The following is a 26623-nucleotide window of genomic DNA, read 5'->3' as shown; positions in this document are numbered from 1 at the left end:
CACAATATGTCTCGCTTGGAGATGCCGCCAGAAGCGGCCATGACGCCGGCGCAAGCAGCAGTTTGTGCTGAAACGGTCGCAGGGCGCCGAGGGAAGGTACCGGCGCCAATGATTGCGTGGCTGCGCAATCCGGAGTTGGCACGTCGCGGGCAGAAACTCGGAGAGCTACTGCGCTTCGAAACCACGCTGGAGCCGGACCTCACGGAGCTCGCGATCCTTGTTTGCGGTCGTCATTGGACCTCGCATCATGAGTGGACAGCGCACAAGGCGATGGGGTTGAAGGTCGGACTTGATCCAGACGTCATCGCGGCAATTGCCGCACGTTCCACACCGCGATTCGACGATGTGAGGCAACGGGCGGTCTACGAGGTTTCATCGACCCTGCTCTCAAGTGGCCGTGTGCCAGACGCTCTGTATGCGTTTGGGGTTGAGTTGCTTGGCGAACAGGGGATGGTAGAGCTTGTCGGCGTTCTTGGTTACTACTGCTTTGTGTCGCTGACCCTCAACACGTTCGAGCTTGGCCTGCCGGGCAGCATTGCGCCGGAATTACAAGATCCGGACTTTCAGCAGCGCGCGGCAAAGGAATGAGCAGCGACACGCGGTCGCATAACGCAGTGCGGCTCGATTGGCTGACCACTCAGCGTGAAGACCCGCTGGATCCAGGGCAACCGATCGTCGACGCCCACCATCATCTATACGATAGGCCGGGATCCAGGTATCTGCTGGACGACATTCTGACCGACCTGCACAGTGGCCACAACGTGCTCGCGACAGTATTCGTGCAAGCAAGGGCGATGCACCGGGCCAGCGGCCCGGAAGCCATGAAGTCGATCGGCGAAACGGAGTTTGCTAATGGGATCGCAGCCATGTGCGCCAGTGGCACTTATGGCGACGTGCGAGTATGCGATGCCATCGTTGGGTTTGCGGATCTACGGATCGGCGGTTCAGTACAACCCGTGCTGGAGGCCCACATCGCTGCCGCCGGCGGCCCGGTATCGTCAGGTGGCCGCTTCCGCGGAATCCGGCAGATCGCCGCGTGGGACCCCGATTCTGCCTTCTTGAACCCAGCGTACCCAACGAGCGAGGATATGTTTGATGCGCCGGAGTTTCGCGCAGGGTTCGCTCGACTAGCGCCCTCTGGCCTCAGCTTCGATGCGTGGCTGTTTTTTCATCAGATTCCACGACTGACTGCGCTCGCGCGCGCTTACCCACAGACACCGATTGCGGTCAATCATTGCGGCGGGATTCTCGGAATTGGACGTTATGCCGGGCGCCGCGCGGAAGTATTCGCCCAGTGGTCAGCATCCCTGAGCGAGCTCGCCGCCTGTCCGAACGTTGTAATGAAACTGGGCGGACTCGGCATGCGGCTATCGGGGTTTGGGTTCGAGGCGTTGGAACACGCGCCCTCGTCCGTTCAATTGGCAGACGCCTGGCGGCCGTGGATCGAAACGTGCATCGAGGCGTTCGGACCTGAGCGCTGTATGTTCGAGAGCAACTTTCCCGTAGACAAGGGAAGCTACAGTTATTGCATTGGCTGGAACGCCATGAAGCGCCTCGTTGCTGGCGCGAGCGCCGACGAAAAGACCAACCTTTTCTGGCGCACTGCCTCGCGCTTCTATCGTCTGCCAAGTCTGGCCGCGCGCGCGTGACGACAATCCTCAGGAGTCGACAGTCGTGAATCGCCATTTCGAGACGGTTAGAGAGACGGCCGCGCACAACGCTAACGCGGAAGACGCAGCAGTGTGGCGTTGGTTCACCGGCCTGATGGAAGACGGAAGACTGCGCTGGTGCAAAGCCCCTGCGGGTTGGCTGGTCAGCTTGGATAACAGGCATCTCGCCACCGAGTCAAATTTCTATGAGGCTATCCGAATTGCGAAAGCACGGGCAATGGTTGAAGGTTCCAGACAACACGACTCTTCCTAGCGCGACGTTACCGCAGCTGTGACTTTTGTCGTTCAAGGCAACTCTGCCAGACAGGCATTGTCGGTCTTTTGATGCTCTACCGTCCGGATAGTCGCCCCATACAGCGAGTCTCATTGACTTACAGCGGGGCAACTCTTCCGTCATGCTACGTGGGGCGCTCTAAACGAAACAAGGCGCCTGAGCGCCTCGCTTTGTTTAAGCGTTGTGGCTGCCAGATTATCAGGACAGAAGCCCCGACAGCACTGGCACCAGCAGTTAGGTCGAGCCACTACTGGCTCGCCGCAGCGCCACTCCCCGCCTTCTTCTGAGCGTTCTGAAGGTTTTGCGGATAGTTTGTGTCGTTGCGTGCTCCCGGGTTATACCCGTTGCTTTCCAGTTGCTTCAATTCGGCATTTTTCTTCGCGCGCGCCTCTTTACGCGCGGCCTTGCGTTGAGCCTTCGTCGTACCCGCCGACTTCGAAGCCGCTACCGGATTGGCTGCATCCGCGTTGTTACCGCTCGTCCCACTACCGCCGCTTTGTGCAAACGCCGGGGTAACGCATGCCATACTCACTGCAACCGATGCCAGAAGCACCGCGAATTTTCTTGCAGGTGGATATCTCATTCTTGTCTCCAGTCGGGTTGTCTCTAACAACAGGTCGATGCATGCGTCCGTGCATCTCATCCGAAGCGCCGTCTACATCGATATTCCGGCTTGACGCGATTGGCTTACATGCTCCACCCCGACATCAGGTAGCAATGTATAGTGCGGCCGGCCTACCAATATCGCAATCAAACTGACAACTGCGATCAAAATCGTATAAGTCACAAAAGGCCAGAGAGCGCCGCCATGCGAAGCAATCAGCAGCGTCGCTATCATCGGCAGCGGACCGGCGAAAATCGCCCCTGACGCCTGATACCCAGCGGACAAACCCGAATATCGCACCGCAGTCGGAAACATTTCGGCGAAGAGCGAAGCCTGTGACGCGAAGGTCGCCGAATGACCAATCCCGAGCAAAGCCGCATACGCTACAGCAATCCAAAACAGGTCCTTCGTCTGAAGGATGAGAAAGAAGGGGAAGGCGGCAATCCCCAAAAATATCAGTCCGCCAATGAATACCTTGCGTCGGCCGACGCAGTCCGACAACATGCCAAAGAGCGGAAGCGTGCAGATCTCGACAGCCGCACCGACGCAGACAACGCCTAGCATGCCCGTCTGGCTAATGCCCAGCGTCTTCACAGCGTAGGAAACCATAAATACAGCGCACATCCAAAAGAATGTGTTCGGAGCTGCTTGAGCCAGCATGACCGAGATGAGTTGCCTCGGGTAGTGTCGAATCAATGCCAACAAGGGTTGACGCTCTGTCGTTCCTTCCATCTGTGCCTTGACGAAGTCGGGCGACTCAGCCATTCGTCCGCGAATAACGACTCCGATAATCAACATCACAACACTGGCTAGGAAGGGAACTCGCCACCCCCACGCCATCAGTGGAGCGTGGTCTAATTTCGTTATCAGATAGAAAGTGCCATTGCCGATAAGGAGGCCCAACATCGCGCCGACCTGGGACACGCTTCCGTAGAAACCGCGTTTCGATCGTTCTGCGTGTTCGACAACGGTCACCACCGCACCCCCATACTCAGCGCCTGCCGATAATCCCTGCACAATGCGCAGCAGAACTAGCAGCAGGGCTCCTACAGAACCGGCAGTTTCATAAGTCGGCAAGAGGCCGATCATCACGGTAGCCGCTCCCATGATGACCAAACTCCACAAAAGTGTGGTCTTGCGTCCGATCCTGTCACCGAGATGGCCCGCGATCACACCTCCGACCGGTCGCGCCAGCCACGCAGTCGAGAAGGTCATGAAGCCAAGAAAAGTCCCCGTTGTCGAATCGAAGGTTGGAAAGAACAGCTTATTCAGGAACAGGGCGGATATGACCCCAAAGATGAAGAAGTCATACCATTCGACGGTCGCCCCCGCCAAGGTGGATGCAACTACAAACCTTCGCTGCCGCGCGCTAGAAGGATAAATATTCGTAGCCATACTGCCGTCTCCCGTCCACTTTCTTGTAGACATTGCGCCTTCCGCCTGTCTGTATCAATCACGTCGGCTCGACCAGAGCGTACAGGTCGCCAGACTCTTCATCGGTTGAGGCCGTCCGGCCGCCGTTACTTCTTGATAAAGGCCGCGCGCGTACCCCCGTCGACGGGCAAAATCGTACCGTTCACGAATCTGGAAGCATCACTCAGGAAAAACATGATCACGTCGACGACGTCTTCTGGCTGCGCGATCCGACCAAGCGGCGAGTCGCCAGAAAGCTTATATCCCGAACCATCTTGCGAGGTTTGCACCGACTCGATCATTGGCGTCGCCACGGTGCCGGGTGCGACCGCATTGACAAGCACTCCCGTAGGAGCGAGTTCCGCGGCAAGCACACCCGTAAGAACATGGACAGCAGCCTTTGTCGCCCCATAGAACCCCGTGCCCACTTTCGGCCGGATACCTCCAATTGACCCAACGATGACCACGCGCGATGGATCGGTCACACTCGAGTCCTTTCGTAGCAAAGGAAGCGCTTCGCGGACGCAGAGCCACGGACCTTTGAGGTTTACCCCAATCATGGCGTCAACTTGCTCCAGCGTATGTTGCTCCAGAGACCCCGTTCGGATCACCCCCGCAGAACAGATCATCGCGTCGAGTTTCTCCGAATGTCGCTTGATCTCATCGAAGGCGGCCTTAACGCTCTCAGCGTTTCCGACGTCACATCGTTGGAAGCGATATCGTGAAGCGTCCGCCGATTCCTCTGCTTTGCCTTCCGAAAGGTCGAGCACCCATACGGTCCAGCCGTCCGTCATAAGCTTCTCGACGGTGCACCGGCCGATGCCCGACGCTCCTCCGGTTACAACTGCTGTCTTCGACATAGACCTACCCTCTCCTGAATACGAAATATTTGATGGCGGCAATGCAAAACAAACGAACGAGAAGCCGCCTCTGTGCGCTCAAGTATAGGCTCAGTGGGGAGTCCAGTCTTTGCGCCAGACGGCAAGGATCTTGCATTATTTGGTGCATTCGAACTGTTAATATGGAAGCGGAATTGGTGCATTCTTGACAGGTCAACGCGCGCTTTATCCTTCAAAAGCGCTGTTCGCCATCAGCTTCATATATTCCAATTGGATCACCCGGAACGCTAACGGTTAATCACATTGGGGTATCAAAACTAAGGAGACTTGCATGTCCGACGATTCCATCCGGGCCGCAATCAAAGCACACCTCGGCGTTAATCTCGAATGGCTTGCGAAAAGACGGGAAGACATCGTCGACGCCGATCTGAAGATTGTCGATCCCCACCATCATGTGTGGGACATGCCGGGCAACCGTTACCTGTTCGACGAGGCGTTGGCCGACTTTCAGTCCGGACACAATGTCGTGTCCACGGTTCATGTCCAATGCCATTCCATGTATCGAGCCGAAGGACCTGAAGAAATGAAGCCAGTCGGCGAAACCGAATTCGTCAATGGTGTCGCGGCCCAGAGCGCAAGCGGCGAATACGGTACAGCCAGGGTTTGCTCCGGAATCATTGGAACCACCGACCTCATGTTAGGTGATCGCGTCCAGGCGGTTCTGGAAGCGCATCTTCAGGCAGGTGGTGGACGTTTTCGGGGAATCAGGCCAACTGCGGCGTGGCACGAAAGCTCACAGGTCCGGGCGCTGAACATCCCGCCGCATATCTTGATGCAGGACCAAGCTCGAGTCGCTATCAAGTGCATAGACCGTCTTGAGCTCACACTTGATTTGTGGGTGTTCTTTACTCAACTCGACGAGGCTCTTGACGTCAGTCGCTCGTTCCCAAATCTGAAGGTCATCATCAATCACGTCGGAGGGCCGGTCGGAATTGGGCCTTACGTCGATCAGAAGGAGGCAGTATTCAAGGAATGGCGAAGCAGGATTGAGGCATTGGCAGAGCAACCCAATACCGTCATCAAACTCGGTGGTCTCGCAATGCGCTACGGCGGGTTTAATTTCAATCAGCTCCCGGAACCGCCTTCGTCGGATCTTCTCGTTGAGAAATGGAAACCGTATATTGATGTCTGCATCGAAAGCTTTGGTCCCCAGCGATGCATGTTTGAAAGCAATTTCCCGGTAGATCGCGGCATGTGCAATTACCACGTGCTTTGGAATGCGTACAAGAAGATGACACGATCCTACTCGGCGGACGAACGCGAGTATTTATTCAGCAAGACTGCGGCAGAGACTTACCGCTTAACCGTTTAGTCGTGACTACATTCGCCCTGGGAGCAGCAATGCTCGTAGATCTTGCGTCTGTCATTGGGCGAAATCCCATGTAGCAGGCAAAGCCTGTGGTTCGTCGACCGATAGTACGCTTTTTCACGGCCTGTACTCGAAACGCCGCGTGCAGGCCGCAGAAAAAACGCCCTCACTGGCTCAATAGATCAACCATTTCAGGAACTGCAGCGAATAGATCGCCAACCACACCATAGTCGGCCACACTGAAGATTGGCGCCTCTGCATCCTTGTTAACGGCAACGATCACCTTCGAGTCTTTCATCCCAGCCAGATGTTGAATAGCCCCCGAGATGCCGACCGCAATATACAGCTTTGGTGCGACGATCTTGCCCGTTTGTCCCACTTGGTAGTCGTTGGGTACGAAGCCGGCATCCACTGCGGCACGTGATGCGCCCAGCGCGCCACCCAGTTTATCGGCTAGGGGTTCGAGCACCTTAGTGTAGTTCTCTCCACTACCCAATCCACGCCCACCCGATACGACAACGTCCGCACCGGTGAGCTCCGGTCGATCGAGCTTCGTGACCTGACGGCTCATGAACTGTGAGACGCCCGAATCCGGAGCTGCTGCGATCTTCTCGATCAACGCACTGCCGCCGTTAATGGCCGCAGCGTCGAATCCCGTCGCCCGGACCGTTATCACCTTGGTCGGATCGGCCGATTGCACCGTTGCAATCACATTGCCAGCGAACACGGGACGTATGAATGTGTCCGAGCTTTCAACTGCCGTGATGTCGCTAATCTGCGCAACGTCAAGCTTCGCTGCGATGCGCGGAGCAACGTTCTTTCCGTATGCCGTTGCTGGTAACACGATGTGCGAATAGTTGTCTGCAACGCTTAGAACAGTCGCTTCAACATTTTCGGCAAGCCCCTCGGCCAGATAGGGCGCGTCAGCCAGCAGGACCCTGGAAACGCCGGCTATCTTTGTTGCTGCCTCAGCTGCCTCCTGCGCTTCGTATCCAGCAATCAGCAGGTGAATCTCGCCGCCGGTGAAAAGTGAAATGACCGCCGCAGCAGTCACCGCGCTCAATGTAGCGCCCCTGACGGCCGCATTGTCATGCTCGGCTACCACAAGAATCGTCATTCTGCTTACTCCCTTCACAACACTTTCGCTTCGCTTCTCAGCTTCTCGACAAGCGTCTTTATGTCCGGAACGATCACACCGACCGAACGCTTCGGCGGTTCGGCGAATTTCAGCGTCTTCAGACGTGGCGTCACATCGACGCACAGATCCTCAGGTTTTATCAATTCCAAAGGCTTCTTCTTTGCCTTCATCAGGTTGGGCAACGTGACGTAGCGCGGCTCGTTTAGCCGCAGATCTGTCGTGACTACTGCCGGCAGCGCCAGCGAAAGGGTCTCCGCACCACCGTCCACCTCGCGCGAAACGATGACCCGACCGTTTACGATGTCGACCTTCGAAGCAAACGTCGCCTGCGGCAGACCAGCCAACGCGGCCATCATCTGACCGGTTTGGTTCGAGTCGTCATCGATCGCCTGTTTGCCGAAGATGACCAGCTTCGGCTGCTCCTTGTCGACCACCGCCTTGAGCAACTTGGCAACCGCCAACGGTTGCAGTTCTTCGTTCGACTCAATCAGGATTGCACGGTCCGCTCCCATCGCCAGCGCGGTGCGCAATGTTTCCTGGCATTGAGCGACGCCTGCCGAAACTACGACCACTTCCGTAGATACACCGGACTCCTTCAAGCGCACAGCCTCTTCAACTGCGATTTCGTCGAAAGGGTTCATCGACATCTTGACGTTCGCAACATCGACACCACCCCCGTCCGACCTCAAACGTACCTTGACGTTGTAGTCGACTACTCTCTTCACCGCGACAATAACTCGCACTCGTCCTCCGATTCACTGATTTGACTTGTCCGCACCATTTGGCGCAGGGCCTCAGCCCACAGCTCCCCGCATCAATATGATTTCGGCAAGCCGAGCACCTTCTCCGCGATGAAGCACATGATCATCTGCGGGCTAACGGGAGCCAAACGCGGAATAAAGGATTCCCTCAAGTAACGCTCGACGTGATATTCCTTCGCATACCCCATACCGCCCAAAGTTGCGATCGCTGTCTGGCACGATTGAAACGCAGCTTCCGCCGCAAGATATTTGCCGCTGTTGGCCTCGGCGCCGCACGACTTGCCAGAATCGTAAAGCGTTGCCGCTTTCATAACCATCAGGTTTGCGGCCTCGAGTTGCATCCACGCCTGCGCCAACGGATGCTGAATCGCCTGATTTTGCCCAATCGGGCGACCGAATACGACCCGTTCCTTTGCATACTGCGTTGCGCGCCGCAGCGCGGCTTGTCCAAGACCAATTGCTTCGGCCGCGATGAGAATGCGCTCCGGGTTGAGCCCGTGGAGCAGATATTTGAATCCTTGCCCTTCCTCGCCGATCATGTCCGCGGCCGGAACGCGCAACCCGTCGATGAACAACATATTCGAATCAACGGCCTTACGACCCATCTTTTCGATCTCCCGCACCTCCACACGGCTACGGTCGAGATCAGTGTAAAACAGACTCAGGCCGTCAGTCGGCTTAGCCGCTTTTTCCAACGCAGTGGTGCGCGCGATGATCAGCATCTTGTTCGCTACCTGAGCCGTCGAAATCCAGATTTTCCTACCGGTAATAACATAGTGGTCGCCGTCGCGCACAGCTTGCGTCTTCAAATGGGTAGTATCAAGTCCTGCGTCCGGCTCCGTAACCGCAAAGCACGCCTTATGCTCACCTCTGATGAGTGGCGGGAGGAATCTTTTCTTTTGATCTTCTGTTCCAAATACCTGAACAGGGTTCAGACCAAATATATTCATGTGAACCGCCGAGGCGCCCGACAGTCCCGCTCCTGAAGCGCTGATCGTTCGCATCATCAGTGCGGCTTCGGTCATCCCCAGCCCCGCCCCTCCGTAATCAGGCGACATAGCGATGCCAAGCCAGCCGTTCTCAGCCAGAGTTTGATGAAAATCATGAGGAAAGCTGCCACTACGATCACGCTCCAGCCAGTACTCGTCGTCAAACTTCTCACATACTTTTTCGATGGACGCCTGTATCGACAGTTGGTCCTCATTGAGATCAAAGTTCATAATATTGCACTCCTAAAGTTCTGTTTGATACCAGTTAGAGCAATTAGGTAGAAGTAGATCCAGCACCGGATTAGGTCATTCCTCGCCGCTCTAATTGTTCGGGTTCTTCGGAATCCAGTAAGCCGCTACAGTCCGCGCAGAGCCCCTTATGAACGTTCAGACGACAGCAACCTTTCCGCTAGCCGAAGATGAGGCCGATCAACCATTTTTCCGTCCAGCGTCGCGACGCCGTCGCCTGCGTCAAACGCAGCGACGATGCGGCGCGCCCAAGCGAGTTCCTCTTCGGATGGCGTAAACACTTGGTTGATCGGACGAAGTTGCCCGGGATGTATTGCTGCCTTCGCCGAGAAGCCATCTTCCCTCGCCTCCCGCGCTTCCTCCTCCACGCTCTGCATATCCGTGATTTCGGCTGAGATCGCGTCGACGGCCTGCACCCCCGCGTTGGCTGCAGCAATTAAGCACAGTGCTCGCGCGTGAGCGAATGCCCCCATCCACCGACCGTTCGCCTTTCGCCGGACGGCGCCGATATCCGCAGCAAGATCTTCGGCGCCCCACATCAGAGCCACAAGTCTCGGCGAGACATCCTTATATGAATGGAGACGAAAGAGTGACGACGACGTTTCAGTCACGATTGGTAGAATCTTTGCCAGCGATCCATTACGAGGGTACACCGCCTCGAACGCGTCGAGATAATGTCCAAGCTGTCGAACATCTTCAGCACTGGTCGATTTCGGCAAGACGATCCCATCTGGCCGGTGCTGCATGACAATGGCGAGATCGTCCAGCGTAGCGCCGCTTTCGAGATCGTTTACTCGAACGTACAGATGCTTGCGAATTTCCCTTCGACGCTGAGCAAGAAATGCGTCCAGACATGTTCTTGCTTCAGATTTCTGGCTCGCCGCGACGGAATCCTCTAAGTCAAGGATCAACGCGTCCGCTTCGCTCTCGATCGACTTTTCAAGTTTCCGAGGGCTATCCGCCGGCACAAACATATACGAGCGAATCATGCCGGGCTCCGACGCATCATCGCAGTGCGCACGCATCGGCAGACCTTCTCGCCAGTCTGCTTGGTTGCGATATGTTCGAACTCAACGAGCCCCGCATTCGGACGAGACCGGCTTTCGCGCAAGGTGAGCACTGTTGTGCGAGCTCGAATGGTGTCTCCGTGGAAAACCGGATTCGGGAAAGTTACCTCGCTCATCCCCAAGTTCCCAATTGTCGTGCCAATCGTTGTGTCATTGACGGTCATTCCAATCAGCAACCCTAGTGTAAACAGGCTGTTCACTAACGGCTTCCCGAACTCCGTCTTGCTCGCAAACTCAGCATCAATGTGAAGTGGTTGAACGTTCAGCGTCAAGCAACTGAAAAGAACGTTGTCCGTCTCCGTGACAGTTCGAGACCACGGGTGATCAAAGATCCTCCCAATCTCAAAATCCTCAAAATACAAGCCAGCCATCGTCGCGTCTCCATAACTAAGTGGTATGCCGGTGCCTCTTCTTTCCAGTCAAGCGAAGCCACGACACCCTGGGGCCGCTCTTCTCAAGCCCTTCGCTCGGGTTGTCGCCACAAAGGCGCTCTCGCGCATTCGCGAACCAGCCTTCATCCGCCGGATCGGGTGCGGCGAGAACGGTCCTTGTTCAGCAAAGCCTCCGCGCCCAGAACGTACCCCTCGAGTCCCATTAGTGAGGCAAGCTGGAATACCTCCAAGATTTCGTCACGAGTCGCGTCCTGTTTGAGCGCATTTCGAATGTGTAGCGCGAGGCCAGGTCCATACATGTGAGTTACCGAACAGTCGATAGCGATATAGACAAACTCGCGCTCCTTTGGCGTTAGTGCGCCGTTTTTCCAGGGCTCAGCCGACAGCTCGGAAAGCGCCCGGAAATAGTCGGGCATGAGTCGCGCCAGCGCGTCTCGGTTTTCGTTCCAGAAACCTCGCGTCTTGATAAAGTCTTCCTTAACCGCTTCGACGTCGGCCCGCGGCGCGGGCATCTTCGCTTCTTCTTCACGTCCCGCTTCATCCAACTCTTTCATGAGGATCGGCACTGCGGAATACAGGGCGTGATTCGCGAGCCCAACGATCGAAAGCAAAACGTCCAGTACATCTTCTTCGGATGCACCCGCTACTCTGGAGCGCTCTACGTGGCGTCGGATTGCGTCCGCGTTGATCGACGTCGCCGAGGCGTGCAGAGCAAGGAGGATGAGTTCCTTCATCCGTGGCGTCAGCAATACGCCCTTGAAGGCGGCCTCCCAGAAGTTCGTCGCTGCAGAAAACGAAGTCGCAGTGAGCTCACGCAATCGATGCGGCACCGACGAGTCATTGAAGGCTGAGTCCAGTCGGGCGAGGTCTTCCTTCTTCGTTCCTGAATCCATGTCTCGTGGTTTTCCATAATGGTCGCTGTGCAGTCAAGGTTAGGAGTAGGCGCATCCTGCGTCAACCAGCCCCTGGGAGCAAGCTCCTTGCCAGCAGTTGCAAAGATAAAACCATGCGTAGCCTTGGTCGGCTTGCGTACGGAGCCTGCGCTCAGCCAATCAGTTCGATCAGTTCCCCAATATCTGTTACTTCGGGAAAATTCTGAAGCAAGCGAATGCAGGTTCTGATCTTGTCCGGCCCCATACCCGCCAGTGGACACAAGGCTTTGAATTTTGCTTCGACATCCGGCCATTCAATTCCTCTCGACGCAGAGCCTCGAGGAGCGTAAACGGTCTTCGAGAAGCTGCGGCCCTCACGCGTTCTCACGGTGACTGTGGCGCCCTGCTTATAACGCTCCAAATTGTCCGTCGGCGGATCACCCGCCTCTACGAGATCGAGAAGCCGTCGGATGTTGGGATCCATGATCTTTCCTGGCGAGAGATGCTGCCAGGTGAAGTCGCGATCCGCCACACTGGCTGCGGCGAAATAGACAGGACTGTGCGCCGCGCCGATCAAATCTGTGGGATAGCGCGGGCCGCTGAATTTGCGCATCTTAGGCAAAGAACAGACAACGGCCACAACTTCGCTAGCCGGGACGTTAGCCATAAGCGAAGCCTCTGCGGCGGCTTCTGCCATAGCGTGATATGGGTGCGCGCCCGGAACCAGCTTGATGGCCATTTCTTCAAGAATCTTCCAGCTCTCACCCAACCCGTGCGTGACCTGCGAGACACGGCCTGATTCGTGAGCGTCCACACCATAGGTATGGAAAAATCCGCTTGGATGCTCGAAGATGCTCCCCTCTGATTTATAGCCGAGACCGGCGAGCTGCGCGGCCTCCACGCCCAGCATCGCGGCGAGTCCGGCGTGGTGCTCACGAGCAGTACTCGTATTGGCTGCCGCCAAGAGCCCGGCATTGGACGTCGCCGCGAGACCGAGTGCGTGAGTCAACTGCTCGGAGTCCAACTTCAGCAATAAACCCGAGGCAACTGTCGCGCCGAAGATTGCGATCATGCAGCCGTGAAAGCCTTTTTCCCAAATGAGTCCGGGCACCACACCGCCGTTGATGCGCCCAGCGATTTCATAACCAAGGATGATGGCGGTCAGCACATCTTTACCGCTAGCGCCAGTTTTCTGCGCTACCGCAAGCGAAGCGGCGACCAGCGGGGTACCCGGGTGGGTTACGTTACGGAGGTCACTGTCGTCAGACGCTGCGGCGTCGCTCATGACCGCATTGATTCGCCCGGCTCTTGCCGCAGGCAGCCGCGTTGGACCACAAAACCAGGCTCGTGAATCAGGCATGCCGCCGTTTTCCATCTCGAAGCGACGCACAATTTGCGCTGACTCAAGGTTCGCTCCCATGGCCGCGCTCGCTACGGTGCTAGCGATCAGCATGGCGGCGTAGTCGGTTGCTTTTGTGGGTATGTCCTGAAACTGAGTGCGGGCGGCAAACAGCGCGAGTTCGGCTGCAATGGTCATGCTGTCTCCAATTTAGTTTCGAATACAGACATTCGCTGTCGCCGTTGTGGCGGCCGACTTGAACTTGCCAGAAGAGGTCGCTGTGCTCACCAGCGGGCCGGATCGCAACGCGCTCCACAGGCGTTTCGCCCGCTTTTCGGGACGATGCATTGTTTCCGAGTATATCGATTGGATAACCATTCGCCTTTGCCGGTATCGGCAAGCACCTTGCGTGCTATCTCGTAGTTGCAGCAGATGGACGCGAGTCATCGAACGAATCAAAACAGCGAATAGGCGTTGCCAACTTCCGTCTGTGCCCCCCTACATTTCGACCAAAGAATCAAATAGCGTATTTCATAGTTGGCCGATCCGCATTGGATGGGTATATGCACCAAGTGCCGTCCTTATGTCGGAAGAAGATCAATGCCACGGGCCCGGCCGACCTCATCGCCTCGACGCGGACGTAACACTCACGCTTGACCCGCATCCGTCCGAATTCAGTGACTCTCACCTTGATTGAAGGGTCCGTGACGAGCCAATTTTCTACCATCGAGCGCAAAGACTTTCCTGCGGTAGCCATCGCCTGCTCCTTCCAGTTCGTGCACATTCTCATGCCTCACTCACACGCCACGTGGCGTCGTCGAGGACATCGATCTCAGCATTCAGATTTATCGCCCGATGCTAACCACTCGCGCAAGTGCTGCATTTCCGTTGGCGAATCGTCCATCCTTGAATCGATTGTAGATGGCCCGCCACCATCGATTTTTGCTATTTCTGGCAAGCACCTTGGCTCGTCATTTTTTTGCATCGAGCAGTGCCTCGAACGCGCGGCACGTTGGTCTGCCGCTACCTACGTGGGACGTTTTCGTTCAGCCTCGCCCCGTGGTGCTCTTTGAGGCAATAGCCAATCGTCGAATCGGCAGACGCGTCACTGGTGAACTCTGTGGAAATCTTGTCAGCCATCAAGACATCAATCGTCGGACGTCGTGGTTTCATTGCTGTCGAATCGTCAAAGCTGCCGGGTTCACGCTCGAACGGACCGTGCAAGCGGCCCAGCTGCGACGATGTTTGGAGGTACCCAGTCCAGGCATATTTATTCGTCTTGCGCAGATCGACACCGGGTTTACGCGCATCTTTGCCATTACGGTATGGTCAGTTTTTACAGCGAAGGGTTCAAAATCCTGAACCCCGCCGGCGCGCCCGCCTGCGCCATCGCACCGTCTTCGGCAGCCCACACATGCCTCGCCGCCCCACGCCACTGGCCCGCTCGGCGATCCGATCTCTCGCCATCCTCGCAGGCCCGCGACGGCACGCAGTCGCCTAGGAATTCCGTTCTCTTCTCGTCAACACGACATAGGGATTTTCACCATTCGGTATTAAGTCAAAGTCTGTCAAAATCCAGATAGCTGACGCCGGGCGATCAACGCTTGTACTCGCTGTTTCGATCCGGTCGGCCAGGCAGGTCGCGCAGGGACTCTCTTCTTGGAAGCCGTCCTCTCAGGCATTGCGACCAACCGGCCCGATCTCGATCGAACCGGGCCATGGCGTCGCACCAGAATCACTGGCGCGCTCATAGATGTGTTTGACGGGCCGGTTCAGAAATACACAAGCGGTCCAAAGTGGGTCCAAATGGACGATTTCACGCGCATAGAGACTTTCATCAAGGTCGCCGAAGTTGGCAGCTTTTCGGCGGCCGCTCGCTGTACGGATAGCTCGATCAGCTCGGTAGCGAGACAGGTGCAGTCGCTCGAAGAAGAGCTCGGCATAAGACTTCTCAACCGCAGCACTCGCAGCTTGTCTCTTACCGAACCAGGTCGGATGTTCTATGACCGCGCATGCGCTATCGCCAGAGATCTCAGCAACGCAAAATCCGAAGCCACGTCCTTTCAGGAAAGTGTGAAGGGAGTCTTGAGGATCCTCCTACGCGTTTCGACAGGCACCACGATTATTGTTCCAGCCCTCCCCAAACTCCTTGCTCAATACCCCGAGCTAAGCTTTGATATTTCGCTGACTGACGAACGACTGGACCTCGTTGCCAACAACATCGACGTGGCTGTGTGGATGGGCCATATACCGGACTCCGAGATTGTCGCAAGACGCTTAAGTCCTAGCCAACGAATCGTGTGCGGCTCTCCCAAATATTTTGAGCAAAAGGGTGTCCCGGAGCGTCCAGATGACTTGGAGCGTCATAACTGCCTGCTTTATACGGCACGTTCTTACAGTAACGTTTGGGGATTTGCCCAAAACGACGCCCGTCAGGAGATCAAGGTTCAAGGCAACCTGCGCTCCGACAATGGTTCGGTATTGCTTTCCGCAGCGTTGGCGGACCTTGGCGTCATCATGGTTCATGAATGGATGGTTCGAGCACCCATCTCACGCGGTAGACTCGTCAGAGTACTCAGCGACTATAGCGTTAGCCCGAAAGCCGGTGATGCTGAACTGTATGCTGTATATCCAAGCAGTCGCGGACTTTCCCGAAAAGTTCGAATTTTTATCGATTTCCTGGTAGAGCTGTTCAAGGGACAAGATGTGCAAGCTGAAGCCAACGGACTGGCAACCGTTGCGCCTCTGAACAGCCCGATGCGGTGATTGCTCATCTCTTCGGGGCAAATTCGTCCGGCACGATCCGGCCGCATGGTTCCCGAAGCCCTAGCCACTGCAAGGGTTCGCGAACCGCGTGGCTCGCTGTCAGTCACCCACGGGGCAGGCGATAGACGGCCCACTAACCGGCTTAACGCTGGCGAGCTGGGTTCCCAGGAATCTCATCACCGACATGGCTGGGCTTGCACCGAGTAATCGCGTGCAATGAACCTGCAGCTGCAACCGCCGGCACGGCGAGCATCCCGAACACATTACCGAATCGCCAGCCCAATCCGAGTAACCCCGCTCCGAGAAAGGCGCCCGCTACCGCGCCGATACGCCCGACCCCAAGGGTCCAGGCCACTCCAGTCGCACGGCCCGCAATCGGATAGAGGTTCGCGGCGTAAGCCGAGGTCGAGGTTGCCGCGCTTGTAACGACCATTCCGCAGATGAAGACCAGCACACCAATCAATAATGGCGTGTCGCCGATGCACCGTCCCACAATCACCACCAGTGCTGCCGCCAGGAGATAAGCAATGACGATTGTGCGATTGGCGCTGAACCGGTCCATCAGCCAGCCGGCGGAAAACGTGCCCACTATACCGCCAAGCGGAAATAAGGCGGTCAACAGGGCACCATACGCGACGCTGAAGCCAGCGTCTCTAAACAACGTTGGCATCCAGTTAGTTAATAGATAGTAAATCAGACAACCCATGAAATACGCCGTCCACAGTAGGAGCGTGCGAGGAAGGTAGCGACGGGAGAGCACAAGGGCGAGCGCCGAAGCTCCCTGCCCCGAGTCTTGATCGGTCTGCGTGACGACAAACTTACAATTGTCAAAGCGCTGCTGCGGAGCGATGCGGGTCAGAATTCGAGCAATACGCTGATGCGTTCCTTCGCGGACCGCAAGAAACTGCACCGATTCAGGAAGCAACAACGCTAACAATACGGCAAGCACGAGCGGCCCAATGCCGCCCGCAGTCAATACGCTTTGCCATCCTACATGTGGAATAAGCCATGCCGACCCGACGCCTCCTGCTACAAGTCCGCACGAGAATCCGCAGACCATTGTATTAACAACGATACCCCGCAACCTCGCCGGCGCGTACTCCGACATGAGTGTGATCGCGTTGGGAAGCGACGCACCGAGGCCAAGCCCTGCCAGGAGGCGATACGCCGTCAGCGCCCCGACCGTTTGCGCGTGTGCCGCGACGAGGCTCCATGCGCCAAAGAAAGCTACAGACAGAACAAGGACAGATTTTCTACCGACCCGATCCGCGATAGGGCCAGCGAGGAGCGCCCCGATGCCAAGCCCGACCAACGCCGCGCTCATTACCGAGCCAAGTGCGCCTCGCTCAACGCCCCAATCATGCACAAGAGATGGAGCGATAAATCCAATCGCCGCAGCATCAAAGCCGTCAGCGGCAAGAATCAGAAAACACAGAACCAGAATCAGCCACTGGCACGGGGAAAATCGTTCAACGTCGATAAACGAACGAACGTTGAGCGTGCGGGTCGCCAAGATCATGCGCGACGTCTCCATGAATAGTTAGTGTGCTTGATCGCAACTTCGGTCGGCGAACATCTACGTACGGCCCCAGGCTGTTAGCCGGCCGTAAGGCGACATTTTGATCAAGGCTAACACGACCACATTGTCTATGTATGTGACGCCAGAGGTCAGGACGTCGCGACCAAAGTAAAGTGCTCCATCCTTGGTGGCAGCGCAAAGAAAGGAGTGACAATCGAACGCCATATCTCGCGCTCTGGCGTGCCAATGTAGGTAACCATGTGGTCTTCCAGCGACTCCCACGAAACCTGCATCACGTATCGCTCAGGCAACTCCACGCCTTTATGCAAGCTATAACTTGCAGCACCTTTAGCATTCGCGGTAATCGTTCGCAATGCCAGTCCAATGGCTTCTTCAAACGCCTCGTTCTCGCCGCGCCGGATGTAGATTTCGGCGATTTCCAGAACCATCACGCACTCCTTGAACCGGGTCTAATGAGCCGCAGCAGCGACGCTGCCATGTCGAACTTCGACGATCGTGTCGACGTCCAGTGCAGGTATTTCCAGTGTCGCAGCATGAGCGTTAATCGCTAGTCGGCGGTAATCCAGCAATGCGGCGCCAATGATCGAAAGTCTCGTCACCCAGAGAATCGATCAAAGACTTCATGGCTCGAACCGCCGGGTATCGCCCCTTGGCGTGAGAGGCCATCTCAACAGCGAGCGTAAGGTCCTTGCGCATGATTGCCCCGACCCCTGCGTAAGACTTGCGATCCTGCACCCACTCCGAATAACCAACCTGTGGACCCGCCGGATCTTTGGAGCGAGCATTTCGACCGGAGCAGGCCTCAAGCGCGTGTGAGACAAGAACTGGGTCCAGTCCTCGCTCCATTGCAAGCCGATAGGCCTCGCCTGCGATGACCGTCACGGACACGCCGATGATGTTGTTGACGATCTTCATCGTCTGGGCAGTGCCGAGACGACCACAATGAATTCGCTGTGATCCGAGCTTCTCAAGGACAGGCTCGACCGCTTTGATGTCCCGCTCATCGCCGCCGGTCAAAATCGTTAGCGTGCCCTGTTCCGCCCCACGCACGCCTCCGCTTATCGGTGCGTCGATAATGCGAACTCCCGCCGGTCGCAGTTGCTCCGCAATGTCTTCGATGACTTCCGCGGAAACCGTGCTCATGACCGTCAGAATCGGAGATCGTTGTGCGGTGACTCCGCTCAGAATGCCGTCCTCTCCCATGATCACTTCCCAAACCTGATCTGGAGTAGCAACAAGAATGAGGACGGCATCCGCATTCGCACACGCTTCCGGCACCGGGGCGACACGCGCTCCCGTGCCAGCGAACAGTGCCACGACGTCGGGATTTCTTTCACACACGATAAGCTCGAAGCCCGCGTCCTGAACACGATGTGCTATTGGAGCACCCATGGCTCCAAGGCCAATGACGGCAACCGATCGGACTGTCATGACAAATTCCCCTGTACGAGTTTATGAAAACCCAAATCAACCCACTCGATGTCCGCCAACAATTTGTACGATAAGTGCGGCACCTCAGTCCGACAAGCCGCCAGCAAAAGCAAGGATCTTTGCGTTGGACGGCAAACCCGAAACCTAAGACAGTGGTGGAAGATTGCCGCACCGTCGATGCGCCGGCCCGACGCCAAACCACGATCTGAAGCAGTACGATCCAGAAGTTTCAAACGTGTGGCGTCGATCACTTCTCTTACGCAATTTTGCGTATACGTGTGCAAGGAACGTGACTTCTATAATTGCCTTATCTTTTCATATTATTTTGGATAACAAACTATGTCTACGAATACGAATTTCTCTCACATCCACCCGAACGATACGGAGTATCAGAGCGGTGGACTGCGTGACTTCTTCGAATACCGCGATCTCGGCATCGTCAATGCGACCAACGGCAAAGTAATTGCGCATCTTGTGCGAGCCAAGAACGAGCCAGAAGCGGGAACCGGATGGCATGTCCACGAGGCTGACTTCCAGATTGTCATCATGCTCAAAGGGTGGGCGAAATTTATGTACGAAGACAAAGAGACACTCGTTTCTGCTGGAGACTGCGTGCATCAAGCCCCAGGTATCCGTCACTTCCTCTTCGACTACTCCCCAGACATGGAGTATCTGGAAATTGTGGGTCCAGCAGACTTCAAGAGTGTTCCTGTCAGCGTCCCATTTGCCGTTCCGGAGCCCACAGGCTGGAAAAAGTGAATTGAGCGGCGCCCTCAGGCGCGCTTCTCTCTATCGGCCATCGCAACGATGGCCGATAAGGCAATTCTCTCCCGGTATCGTCAGTCGAGCACCCACTGCACGTGCTGGGTCTCAAGGAATTCCTGGATCCCGTCTTCCCCCCATTCGCGTCCGAGACCACTATGTTTCCAACCGGACAGTACGCCGTCGATTCTCAAGGTACCAGTGCCATTGATCGAGACCGTACCCGCTCGAATCCTTGTGGCGACTTCCCTGGCTTCATCGAGCGGTCCCCATATTGCACCCCCTAACCCAAGATCTGAATCGTTGGCCATGACGATCGCTTCGTCCACTGTGTCATACGTCATGATGACGCCGACCGGACCGAACAACTCCTCGCGTGAAATCTCAGACTTGTTGGTCACACTGCCCACCAAGGTCGAGTTCATATACCAGCCTCGCTCCATCTCGGGCCGTCCGCCACCGATCTCGATCTTCGCGCCACTTGCTACGGCGCGGGCCACATAGCCCTCTACACGCTCGCGATGTTTTTCTGTGATCAGCGGGCCGGCCGTGGTCGCAGGATCCCACGGATCTCCAACCTGGATTTTTGCGTATGCGTCGCGGCTTGCGTCAATAAAGTCATCAAGCTGCTTTTTCTGCACCAGGACCCGCGTCGGCGACAGACAGCCTTGGCCAGCATTGCGCAGATAGCGACCATGAATCGGCAAGGCGATCTTCGCTAGATCGGCGCCCGGCAAAACAATAGCGGCAGATTTTCCCCCTAGTTCCAACACAGTGCCTTTAAAGCTATCGGCAGCCTGAAGTGCGACCTGGCGGCCTACCTGCACCGAGCCCGTGAAACTGATCTTATCGACATCCTTGTGCATCGTCAGCGCGCGACTAATCTCCAAACCGCCAATGATTACGTTCACGACGCCAGGTGGGAATCCCGCCTCGCGGATCAGATCGGCAAGCATTAGCGTGGCGAGCGGCGTCTGCGGGCTAGGCATCAGCACGACGGTGCACCCGGCGCTCAAGGCTGCGGCGATTTTTCCAACCGCTATCAAGATTGGAAAGTTGTACGCGCTGATTGCAGCGACGACCCCGACCGGCTCGTATCGAATAAGACTTTCCGTGGCCGGCGGCCCAGAGTCGCGGCCCAGCGAACGCGTCCGATCTTTCGTCGCAGCATTCGCATTGAACCGCAGCATCTTGATTGGGGTGCCTAGCTGCATCGCATGGCAAATCGAAAGCGGCGTGCCAACCTCCTCGATCAACGCAGCACAGAACTGGTCGGCGCGCTCTTCCAGCAGGTCCGCAAGGCGCAGCAAAAGGCGCCGCCGCTCTTCGGCGTTGCGCCAAATGCCTGAATCGAATGCCCGGCGTGCGGCGGTCACCGCCTTCTCAAGCTGAGCCATTGTGGCCTCCTGAGGGCTTGCCAGAATCTCTTCAGTAGCGGGGTTTTCGACCGGGAGCGGCGCACCTTCTCCCTTTACCATCTCTCCATTGATCAGGAGATCTAGTACCCAATTGACGTTTCGACTTTCCGCGGCATTAAGCATCTGAGTGTTCATCCATAGGGTTTGTGGCAAATCGCATCAGTTGCACGATAGAGGTAGCCGTGGTCACCATCAACGCGCTTGAGCAGGAAGCTCCTTTGCGGTCTGAGACAAGCGATAACTGCCGGGCGTCAACGACGCCCGGCGGCGCTTAACGAGAAGTCTCGCGCAGACACGCTCAAAGGCTTATGCATCTTGCCCAAGCTTTTGCGAACCGCGAAGCGCAGTGTCAAGATAGACACGCGAGTCGGACTCATCGGGCAACTGCGCTTGTGGCTGACTGAGCTGGCGCCCCAGTTTCTCGCCGATCATCATGCACGCAGCGTTGATATTGCCGCTTGGCAAGTCCGGCATGATCGAAGCGTCTGCGATCCAGAGGTTTTCGAGACCCCTGACTTTCATATCGGGCGTCACCACGGCATCTTCGTCAACTCCCATCCGGCAAGTCCCTGCTGGGTGGTACGACAGTCCCGTCCGTCCCCTGACGTAGTCGGCCAGCGCTTCACGGGTCGAGCAATCTTTGCCCGGTTCGACTTCTTCGACGATCATTTCGGCCATCGGTGTTGTAGAAGCAATGCGGCGGACGAGCTCAATGGCCCGCACCAATGTCTCCACGTCACGTTCGTCACTCAACAGATTTGGTTCGATGAGTGGCGCGGCCTTGGGATCAGCGCTTGCCAATCTGATCTGCCCGCGACTGACCGGATAAGACTTGTTGATAAACACGGAAAAGGACGGAAACGGCAACATGTTCAATCCCTTGTGGACCTTCGGATCGTCCGCATAGACAATGCCGATCGGCGCAAAGTGCATCTGTACGTCTGGCGCAGGTTCTTCTGGAGAGGTTCTTAGGAATGCTTGCCCCTCCACTGGCGTTGCTATCGGACCTTGTCCGGTTAGCAGAAACTTCGCGACGAAGCTGACTTTCTGCCAAAAACCCTCGGTCGGACTGTAGCTCGGTTTTTTCACCCGATAGCTTGGTCGAATTAAAGGGTGCTCAATCAAGTCTTTCCCAACCGAAGGCCTGTCGAGGACGACCTCAATACCCAGCTCTTGCAGGGCTTTTGCATCGCCGATTCCCGACAGCATCAGAAGCTGCGGCGTGCTGATTGCGCCACCGCACAAAATCACCTTGTCGGCGTACGCCTCATGCATTGCGCCTTCCCTTTCATAGCGGACACCGGTGACGCGGGAATCCTGGAACAGCAGCTTATGCACAAAGGCGTCGGTCAGCACATGTAGATTTTTTCGGTGTGAAATCGGTTTTAGGAATGCGTCTGCCGAGCTGTAACGCATTCCCCTTCGCTGATTGAACTGACCATATCCAACCCCTTCCTGGCTGGCGCCGTTGTAATCGCTGTTGTACCGATAGCCAGCCGCTTGGGCGGCCTTGATGAATGCGTCCGTCAGCGGATGGCAGTCTCTGACCTCGCGGATCGGCAAGGGGCCAGTCCGTCCTCTGATCGAGTAGTCGGGCGGCGTACGGTAGCCGGGCTCGCAGTGCTCCAGAGCCTGAAACAACGGCATGACATCCTTGCCCCCCCAACCTGTATTGCCTAAAGCCGCCCACCGGTCGTAATCCTCGGACGTGCCACGCACATAGTTCATGCCGTTGATGCTGCTCGAACCCCCGAGTACGCGCCCCCGACGCCAATGGTCAGATCGCATCCGCCTAGTAGGGTCCGGCTGCGACCAGAAGTGCCATTCGAACCTCGACAGGTTCACATACCAGCTTGCACCGGCCGGCTTCATCAACGGCGTATCCGGCGGACCCGCCTCGAGCAACAAGACCCGACGTGAATCGGAATCGCTGAGCCGATTTGCCAGAACGCAGCCCGCGCTGCCAGCGCCGACGACGATGTAATCCCAAGTCGACTGATCAGAATGCATGTCTTTCCTTTTCCAACTGTTGAATGGCAATCGATCCTTGCTTCAAAGCCTGGAAGCGAGTGACCTATGCGCAATACAGAATGTGGATGCCGCAGTACGCGAACTGCATCTCGTCGCCTACCGTAGATTCGCAGGGCCTTCGACCGAAGTCGCATTGCCATCGGCATGTTCAAGCCGCCGAAGCTGAGTCAAATGCCATTCGAGCGGTGCCCGGGAAGCGGGTTCGTTGAAGCTACTTCTCAGATGCTTGTCTTGCCAGCGCTCGGCACAAAGCAGCCTTGATTTGGAATCGTGGCCAACTGGCGCAAGTAGGTGGACGTTACGTCGCTCGACAGACCCGGAAGCGCCAATCACTCCACTGACCATATTTCTTCCTAATGTCTCCAGATTTTGTAGTGATCCGTCACCTGAAAGCGTTTGGACCGTCCGTTCTTTTTCCGTCAGGCGCGAAGCGAACACATGTCGACAAGACGTTGCGTTCCGGGGATTCAGGACAGACGCATCGCAACGGCAAGCGGAAATCCATCGCACGGTATCAGTCCAATCGCCCCCGCGCACGGGTCCCACTTGCGCCGTGTCTCAGGCTCCTCACGGCGACCTTCAGGGTGTGTACTAAGGGTATAGCGCACGTTTCGAGGGATCAATAGACCTAGACAGGCAAGGAACTTCCCGAATTTTGCAAAGGCGAACGCTGCGTCTGCAGCAAGTCAGTAGACTAGCCGTGCAGCAACGGGGAAATGCTGGCAGCAGTCACGAAATAACGCACGCGCTCAGCCAATGGAATATTTAACTCGCGTCGAATTTGTACGGTGAACTTTTGCACCTGCCGCAAAGGTCCTTGCCGCCAGTTCGGGTAGACGCGCGTCTCTCAGTCGCGTAGTTTGAGACTGAAAAATGGCGGTAAAACCCGGCGAAACGCTTGACCGACAACGACACGGCGACCTAACTTCAGGCCCGGCTAAAATCCGGCTAGCCCGTTGCTTGAGACCACGGGGCACATCCGCTATCTTTTGAGCATGTCCTAACTCCGCTGAGTTCTGTTATCAATTGCGAAAATACAAGCGTGCGCTAGCGCCCTGTCAAACCCAGCTGATCGGGCAACCTTGTCTGACTCACTATCCGACGTCCGATAAAGCCAGACTCATTGCGGGAATCGAGCTGACCCGCGATGGTTGTTTGGCTCGTATTTGCTGGGTACATTGAAGTGATTTGCATCTTCACAGGCGCGTTAAACAAGGGGACAAGATGAAGGGGGCTGTTGAAGAAAATTCGAATATTCATGCGTTTATTGATGGCGAGCCGTCGGCGTTAGATGTCGATCAGTTGGAACTTAGATCGGCCAGGCGTGCCCTCCGCTTGCTGAAGGAGCGCATCACCCCCGAGCAGATGGACGAATTGCTTGCCGACGACCTCAAGTCAACCGACGAGCAATGGCGAAAATGGGCCACAGCGTCCGACGGGTCGTGGAAGGTTGCGGAAGTCGAATTTCGGATTGCAGGGGTATCGAAGCAACAGTTTTCGGACTGGTGGTCCGCCGCGCTCACCGACTTGCACACCGTCGTTTATCCAGCGTTCCCCGAACACTACCGCTTTGGATGGGTGAAGGACCCCCGAGGCGTAAATGAGCCCTGCTACATAGTTGTCGAGGAACTGGGACATGTTCCGTTTCGGATGTACTGCTCTTTTGATCCGTCCTATGCGCCGGTCGAACCTGCTGCCGGCTACGATGCAATGATGGTCGGGGTGGGCCGTCTTGCGGATGGCACCGAGGTAGTGAAATTCATGAACCAGCTTATGGATACCGACGAGGGGTTTGTGATGAAAGTCGCCGTCTATGTGGTATCCGCAGTACCTGACAGCGTCGTGCGATCTCACGTGGAGCAGCAGCTTGTCGAATGGACGCGGTGGCTCGAGATGGTAACGAAAGTTGTCCAAAACTAATCACAACAACCGCTCTTTCGCGCAGTTTAATCGCCGCAAAAGGCCGCTCTCCTCTTTCATTTCGCACGAGCTGGAGTCTATGCCGGAACAACTATGTCCCAATAGCGACAGTTCTGGATAGATCGGTGCATCCCGGCAACTCATCCGACCTGGTTGTGGAGAACCTGACCGTGCTGATTTTCAGCACAGCCAGTCTTTCTGCAGCGCTCAGTTATCTCCCGATGGCTATCACGTAGCAAATGTTCGTCGGCGCATTTTCCACCCTACCGCCATGCGTAATCAGTTTGTACGCTTTGTAAAGATATCCTTTGCAATTACAGCCGCTGACATCGCATTCGGCCAGCCAGCGTAGAACGCCAGATGAGTAATCACCTCGACCACCTGTTCCTGCGTCATTCCGTTATCCATGGCCTTGTTGACGTGAAACGGAATCTGCGCGGACTGACCAACCGAAATAAGCGCCGCGATGGTGCAAAGGCTACGATCCCGCGGCGCAAGCGCTGCTCGCAACCATAGATCGTGAAAAAGTGCGTGGGTGGTATAGTCCGCGAGAACATGAAACGCCGGTCCGACCAACTGATCCACTGCAGCAGTACGCGTTGCTTCGAACGCTTCATCAACCTTGAGCCCGGCTCCTCGAACTGGCGGCAACTGCTCCATTAGGATGTTTTGCTCTTTGAAAACATCCTTCGCGATCGAAACGGCCATCAAAGCGTTTGCCCATCCCGAGTAGAACGCCAGATGCGCTATAACCTCAGAAATCTCACATGCCGTAACGCCATTGGTCAGCGCGAGGGACAAGTGGTGCCGCATCTCAATGCTTTGATTCCGCGCGATCAAGGCGGAAACGGTAACGATGCTTCGATCGCGCGCTTGCAGTTGCGCCCGCTCCCAGATGTTCGACAAGAGTAGGTCCTCAGTATAGTGACCGAGGACTGGGGAAACGGCACGAATATCACTATCGGTCATTGCTCTCATCCAGACAGGTAGAATTCTCTAGCTTGGGCCAGTTGGCCATAACAATGACGAGCGTTTGAAGCATCGACATTGACTTTCAGCGCCCAGTAGCACGCAATCGACTTTCAGGTAACAGCATCACAATTGCGAGCAGGAAGCGCGGCATATTCGTACCTGGTTTCCTCCGCCATCGTTTCGATGACCTGAGGTTAGTTGCATTTATGATCGTGCTTTCCACTGCAGCATGGATGGGGCTGACATTGCCGCAGACAGAATGAGCTTTCTACGTGGCGCCACCAACCCGGCCTGGTTACGCGCCCCCGTCTAACAGGCATTTATGCCTTGCTTGCCGCACCATTCCACGCGCCCTTTCCGAGGCCTTGCTAGGTATGCGAGCTCTCACCCGCCGTGTCAGTCACTCACGCGACTGCTGAGCGTTATAGACGGACCAAACGTCAACAGCGGAGCAAGCTCCTTCATTACCTCTGCCACATGTGGATTGCTCGCATGCTTGTCGACCGCGTCCTCGTTCGCCCAGCCATCGATGATGAAAAACGTATTTGGATCGTCAAGCTTCTGGTGAAGATGGTAGTAGAGACATCCCTCTTCGAGCCTTGCGGGTTCAACAAATTGAACAATGAGTTGCCGGACTCTTTCACGGTTAGTAGTCTCACAACGCAACTCGCAAACGATGTGACGTTCCTCTAATTTTCGGTGTCGCATGATCTGTTCCTTTGTGGAGCCTGTCTATTTCCACTGATTCAAGAGACACGTGCGATGTGATCCTTGCGTCTACTGTGGTTGGCTCAAATTTTCACCTTC

Annotated in this window: 23 protein-coding genes; 6 read left to right on the top strand and 17 right to left on the bottom strand. The window is 56.2% G+C overall.

From position 1 onward, the window contains the following. The first annotated feature begins 6 nt into the window (after nt 1-6). On the top strand, nt 7-588 hold the full coding sequence (locus tag PQR32_RS13445) for a carboxymuconolactone decarboxylase family protein (RefSeq protein WP_408227066.1): 582 nt from the start codon (nt 7-9) through the stop codon (nt 586-588). Then, nucleotides 585-1649, top strand: coding sequence for an amidohydrolase family protein (locus tag PQR32_RS13440; protein WP_408227063.1), 1065 nt, complete (start codon nt 585-587; stop codon nt 1647-1649). The genes PQR32_RS13445 and PQR32_RS13440 overlap by 4 nt, the downstream gene beginning before the upstream one ends. A 542-nt stretch (nt 1650-2191) precedes the next feature. Here the strand turns inward: PQR32_RS13440 and PQR32_RS13435 are convergent. From PQR32_RS13435 to PQR32_RS13425, 3 genes are all read right to left on the bottom strand, one after another. Continuing rightward, nucleotides 2192-2527 (bottom strand): DUF4148 domain-containing protein, encoded by a 336-nt coding sequence (locus PQR32_RS13435; protein ID WP_408227060.1) that lies wholly within the window; start codon nt 2525-2527, stop codon nt 2192-2194. A 72-nt stretch (nt 2528-2599) separates the two neighbouring features. Next, nucleotides 2600-3943, bottom strand: coding sequence for an MFS transporter (locus tag PQR32_RS13430; RefSeq protein ID WP_408227057.1), 1344 nt, complete (start codon nt 3941-3943; stop codon nt 2600-2602). 125 nt (nt 3944-4068) lie between these two features. Beyond that, complete coding sequence (locus PQR32_RS13425; protein ID WP_408227055.1) at nt 4069-4821, bottom strand: SDR family NAD(P)-dependent oxidoreductase; 753 nt, start codon at nt 4819-4821, stop codon at nt 4069-4071. 310 nt (nt 4822-5131) lie between these two features. Here PQR32_RS13425 and PQR32_RS13420 point away from each other — a divergent pair, with 310 nt between their 5' ends. Continuing rightward, entirely contained in the window at nt 5132-6172 is a 1041-nt protein-coding gene (locus tag PQR32_RS13420; RefSeq protein WP_408227052.1) for an amidohydrolase family protein, read from the top strand. 163 nt (nt 6173-6335) lie between these two features. Here the strand turns inward: PQR32_RS13420 and PQR32_RS13415 are convergent, their stop codons facing one another. The 7 genes from PQR32_RS13415 to PQR32_RS13385 all read right to left on the bottom strand — a co-directional run bounded on the left by PQR32_RS13415 (nt 6336) and on the right by PQR32_RS13385 (nt 13174). Further along, nucleotides 6336-7286, bottom strand: a complete 951-nt coding sequence (locus PQR32_RS13415) for an electron transfer flavoprotein subunit alpha/FixB family protein (protein ID WP_408227049.1) — start codon at nt 7284-7286, stop codon at nt 6336-6338. A 14-nt stretch (nt 7287-7300) separates the two neighbouring features. Next, a complete protein-coding gene (locus PQR32_RS13410) occupies nt 7301-8050 on the bottom strand; it encodes an electron transfer flavoprotein subunit beta/FixA family protein (protein WP_408227046.1) in 750 nt (249 codons plus the stop codon). A gap of 71 nt (nt 8051-8121) precedes the next feature. Next, nucleotides 8122-9288: an acyl-CoA dehydrogenase family protein gene (locus PQR32_RS13405; protein WP_408227043.1), complete on the bottom strand. Its 1167-nt coding sequence runs from the start codon at nt 9286-9288 to the stop codon at nt 8122-8124. 146 nt (nt 9289-9434) lie between these two features. Beyond that, on the bottom strand, nt 9435-10295 hold the full coding sequence (locus PQR32_RS13400; RefSeq protein WP_408227040.1) for an HpcH/HpaI aldolase/citrate lyase family protein: 861 nt from the start codon (nt 10293-10295) through the stop codon (nt 9435-9437). Then, nucleotides 10292-10744, bottom strand: coding sequence for a MaoC family dehydratase (locus tag PQR32_RS13395; protein ID WP_408227037.1), 453 nt, complete (start codon nt 10742-10744; stop codon nt 10292-10294). Before PQR32_RS13395 ends, PQR32_RS13400 begins: the two co-directional genes overlap by 4 nt. A 143-nt stretch (nt 10745-10887) precedes the next feature. Beyond that, the gene (locus PQR32_RS13390; RefSeq protein WP_408227034.1) at nt 10888-11658 is read right to left on the bottom strand and encodes a carboxymuconolactone decarboxylase family protein; all 771 of its coding nucleotides are present in this window, start codon (nt 11656-11658) and stop codon (nt 10888-10890) included. Nucleotides 11659-11809: 151 nt separating this feature from the next. Next, nucleotides 11810-13174, bottom strand: a complete 1365-nt coding sequence (locus tag PQR32_RS13385; RefSeq protein WP_408227031.1) for an MmgE/PrpD family protein — start codon at nt 13172-13174, stop codon at nt 11810-11812. A 1461-nt stretch (nt 13175-14635) separates the two neighbouring features. Between PQR32_RS13385 and PQR32_RS13380 the strand changes: the two genes are divergently transcribed. Next, nucleotides 14636-15742, top strand: coding sequence for a LysR family transcriptional regulator (locus PQR32_RS13380; RefSeq protein ID WP_408227028.1), 1107 nt, complete (start codon nt 14636-14638; stop codon nt 15740-15742). A gap of 142 nt (nt 15743-15884) precedes the next feature. Here the strand turns inward: PQR32_RS13380 and PQR32_RS13375 are convergent, their stop codons facing one another. The 3 genes from PQR32_RS13375 to PQR32_RS13365 form a co-directional block, all read right to left on the bottom strand. Continuing rightward, nucleotides 15885-17261: an MFS transporter gene (locus PQR32_RS13375; RefSeq protein ID WP_408227025.1), complete on the bottom strand. Its 1377-nt coding sequence runs from the start codon at nt 17259-17261 to the stop codon at nt 15885-15887. Between the two features lie 149 nt (nt 17262-17410). Further along, nucleotides 17411-17710 (bottom strand): antibiotic biosynthesis monooxygenase family protein, encoded by a 300-nt coding sequence (locus tag PQR32_RS13370; protein ID WP_408227022.1) that lies wholly within the window; start codon nt 17708-17710, stop codon nt 17411-17413. Nucleotides 17711-17822: 112 nt separating this feature from the next. After that, a complete protein-coding gene (locus PQR32_RS13365) occupies nt 17823-18713 on the bottom strand; it encodes an NAD(P)-dependent oxidoreductase (RefSeq protein WP_408227019.1) in 891 nt (296 codons plus the stop codon). A gap of 339 nt (nt 18714-19052) precedes the next feature. Here PQR32_RS13365 and PQR32_RS13360 point away from each other — a divergent pair, with 339 nt between their 5' ends. Next, entirely contained in the window at nt 19053-19472 is a 420-nt protein-coding gene (locus tag PQR32_RS13360; RefSeq protein WP_408227016.1) for a cupin domain-containing protein, read from the top strand. Nucleotides 19473-19552: 80 nt separating this feature from the next. Here PQR32_RS13360 and PQR32_RS13355 read toward each other — a convergent pair whose 3' ends face one another. After that, a complete protein-coding gene (locus PQR32_RS13355; protein WP_408227013.1) occupies nt 19553-21028 on the bottom strand; it encodes an aldehyde dehydrogenase family protein in 1476 nt (491 codons plus the stop codon). A gap of 171 nt (nt 21029-21199) precedes the next feature. Continuing rightward, a complete protein-coding gene (locus PQR32_RS13350) occupies nt 21200-22903 on the bottom strand; it encodes a GMC family oxidoreductase (protein ID WP_408227010.1) in 1704 nt (567 codons plus the stop codon). Between the two features lie 1245 nt (nt 22904-24148). Here PQR32_RS13350 and PQR32_RS13345 point away from each other — a divergent pair. Continuing rightward, the gene (locus tag PQR32_RS13345; protein WP_408227007.1) at nt 24149-24844 is read left to right on the top strand and encodes a hypothetical protein; all 696 of its coding nucleotides are present in this window, start codon (nt 24149-24151) and stop codon (nt 24842-24844) included. Nucleotides 24845-25123: 279 nt separating this feature from the next. Here PQR32_RS13345 and PQR32_RS13340 read toward each other — a convergent pair whose 3' ends face one another. Further along, a complete protein-coding gene (locus PQR32_RS13340) occupies nt 25124-25813 on the bottom strand; it encodes a carboxymuconolactone decarboxylase family protein (protein ID WP_408227004.1) in 690 nt (229 codons plus the stop codon). A 399-nt stretch (nt 25814-26212) separates the two neighbouring features. Continuing rightward, complete coding sequence (locus PQR32_RS13335) at nt 26213-26524, bottom strand: putative quinol monooxygenase (protein ID WP_408227001.1); 312 nt, start codon at nt 26522-26524, stop codon at nt 26213-26215. Between the last annotated feature and the right edge of the window lie 99 nt (nt 26525-26623).

Origin of the sequence: Paraburkholderia dipogonis, from assembly GCF_046027395.1 — a bacterium.
Lineage (GTDB): Bacteria > Pseudomonadota > Gammaproteobacteria > Burkholderiales > Burkholderiaceae > Paraburkholderia > Paraburkholderia dipogonis_A.
Note: the sequence above shows the minus strand (reverse complement) of the source record. Positions and strands in the feature narration are given on the sequence as shown.

Excerpts from the sequence above, each read along its gene's own strand:
- PQR32_RS13370 (WP_408227022.1), bottom strand. The coding sequence starts at position 17,710 with ATGGTTCTGGAAATCGCCGAAATCTACATCCGGCGCGGCGAGAACGAG.
- PQR32_RS13445 (WP_408227066.1), top strand. The coding sequence starts at position 7 with ATGTCTCGCTTGGAGATGCCGCCAGAAGCGGCCATGACGCCGGCGCAA.
- PQR32_RS13405 (WP_408227043.1), bottom strand. The coding sequence starts at position 9,288 with ATGAACTTTGATCTCAATGAGGACCAACTGTCGATACAGGCGTCCATC.
- PQR32_RS13440 (WP_408227063.1), top strand. The coding sequence starts at position 585 with ATGAGCAGCGACACGCGGTCGCATAACGCAGTGCGGCTCGATTGGCTG.
- PQR32_RS13345 (WP_408227007.1), top strand. The coding sequence starts at position 24,149 with ATGAAGGGGGCTGTTGAAGAAAATTCGAATATTCATGCGTTTATTGAT.
- PQR32_RS13335 (WP_408227001.1), bottom strand. The coding sequence starts at position 26,524 with ATGCGACACCGAAAATTAGAGGAACGTCACATCGTTTGCGAGTTGCGT.
- PQR32_RS13425 (WP_408227055.1), bottom strand. The coding sequence starts at position 4,821 with ATGTCGAAGACAGCAGTTGTAACCGGAGGAGCGTCGGGCATCGGCCGG.
- PQR32_RS13350 (WP_408227010.1), bottom strand. The coding sequence starts at position 22,903 with ATGCATTCTGATCAGTCGACTTGGGATTACATCGTCGTCGGCGCTGGC.
- PQR32_RS13420 (WP_408227052.1), top strand. The coding sequence starts at position 5,132 with ATGTCCGACGATTCCATCCGGGCCGCAATCAAAGCACACCTCGGCGTT.
- PQR32_RS13395 (WP_408227037.1), bottom strand. The coding sequence starts at position 10,744 with ATGGCTGGCTTGTATTTTGAGGATTTTGAGATTGGGAGGATCTTTGAT.
- PQR32_RS13385 (WP_408227031.1), bottom strand. The coding sequence starts at position 13,174 with ATGACCATTGCAGCCGAACTCGCGCTGTTTGCCGCCCGCACTCAGTTT.
- PQR32_RS13430 (WP_408227057.1), bottom strand. The coding sequence starts at position 3,943 with ATGGCTACGAATATTTATCCTTCTAGCGCGCGGCAGCGAAGGTTTGTA.
- PQR32_RS13340 (WP_408227004.1), bottom strand. The coding sequence starts at position 25,813 with ATGACCGATAGTGATATTCGTGCCGTTTCCCCAGTCCTCGGTCACTAT.
- PQR32_RS13435 (WP_408227060.1), bottom strand. The coding sequence starts at position 2,527 with ATGAGATATCCACCTGCAAGAAAATTCGCGGTGCTTCTGGCATCGGTT.
- PQR32_RS13365 (WP_408227019.1), bottom strand. The coding sequence starts at position 18,713 with ATGACAGTCCGATCGGTTGCCGTCATTGGCCTTGGAGCCATGGGTGCT.
- PQR32_RS13375 (WP_408227025.1), bottom strand. The coding sequence starts at position 17,261 with ATGATCTTGGCGACCCGCACGCTCAACGTTCGTTCGTTTATCGACGTT.
- PQR32_RS13390 (WP_408227034.1), bottom strand. The coding sequence starts at position 11,658 with ATGGATTCAGGAACGAAGAAGGAAGACCTCGCCCGACTGGACTCAGCC.
- PQR32_RS13355 (WP_408227013.1), bottom strand. The coding sequence starts at position 21,028 with ATGAACACTCAGATGCTTAATGCCGCGGAAAGTCGAAACGTCAATTGG.
- PQR32_RS13415 (WP_408227049.1), bottom strand. The coding sequence starts at position 7,286 with ATGACGATTCTTGTGGTAGCCGAGCATGACAATGCGGCCGTCAGGGGC.
- PQR32_RS13360 (WP_408227016.1), top strand. The coding sequence starts at position 19,053 with ATGTCTACGAATACGAATTTCTCTCACATCCACCCGAACGATACGGAG.
- PQR32_RS13400 (WP_408227040.1), bottom strand. The coding sequence starts at position 10,295 with ATGATTCGCTCGTATATGTTTGTGCCGGCGGATAGCCCTCGGAAACTT.